Origin of the sequence: Protofrankia sp. Cr1 (assembly GCF_963555865.1) — a bacterium.
Classification (GTDB): domain Bacteria; phylum Actinomycetota; class Actinomycetes; order Frankiales; family Frankiaceae; genus Protofrankia.
Map to the genome: position 1 here is coordinate 1 of NZ_CAUVXO010000122.1, position 860 is coordinate 860.

Annotated in this window: 1 protein-coding gene; it reads left to right on the forward strand. The window is 65.3% G+C overall.

The genetic code is table 11. The features are described from left to right. Positions 1–89: 89 nt before the first annotated feature. The gene (locus U9980_RS12205; RefSeq protein ID WP_322747734.1) at positions 90–815 is read left to right on the forward strand and encodes a response regulator transcription factor; all 726 of its coding nucleotides are present in this window, start codon (positions 90–92) and stop codon (positions 813–815) included. The last annotated feature ends 45 nt before the right edge of the window (positions 816–860 follow it).

An 860-nucleotide genomic window follows, 5' to 3' on the forward strand; every position in this document is an offset into this window, starting at 1 on the left:
GTTACAGAAATGTGTTGGAATCTCGAGGTCGGGCCTTGCCCACCACCCCGCTCGCAGCGGTTCCGGAGAGCGTGCGTAGGGTTTCGACCATGACCGGGGACGCAACTGCAACAGCAACGAGGGGGGCTTCTCTACTCATCGCGGAGGATGACGAAGCTTCCAGAGTTGCGCTTGCCCGCAGCCTTGAACGGTTCGGGTATCGAGTGCTGGAGGCGGCAGACGGAGAAGCCGCGCTCAAGCTTTTCCAGACCACTGAGGTCGATCTTGTCGTGCTTGACGTCGCGATGCCGCGCATGGACGGATTTGCCGTCCTGAGCCGGCTGCGGCAGACCAGTGAAGTGCCTGTGATCATGCTGACAGGACGGGCCGAAGAGGTCGACCGTGTCGTCGGCCTGGAACTGGGCGCCGACGACTACGTGGTCAAGCCGTACTCGCTTCGGGAACTCGTCGCACGCGTGCGGGCACGGCTTCGCCGCCGTCCGGTGGAGCCGCCGCCGCAGCGCACCGGGGACGGGAACGATCCGCTGGTCTATGGCGATGTCTCCATAGACCTGCGTGCGCGTGAAGTCGCGGTCGCGGGTGAGCGTATTGATCTGACCGCGCGCGAGTACGAGCTGCTGGCCTTCCTGGCCAGTCACCCCCGCCGTGTCTTCAGCCGTGAGGAGCTGTTGGAGCAGGTCTGGGGCACGCGTTTCCAGGATCCGGCCACTGTGACCGAGCATGTTCGCCGGGTACGGACCAAGGTCGAGGGGCGGCCGCCGCAACGTCGGCTGGTCACCACCCTGCGCGGTATGGGATACCGCTTCGACCCCTGAGCCGTTCGCAGACGCGGGCCTGCTGGTGCGGCACCGGAAAACCAT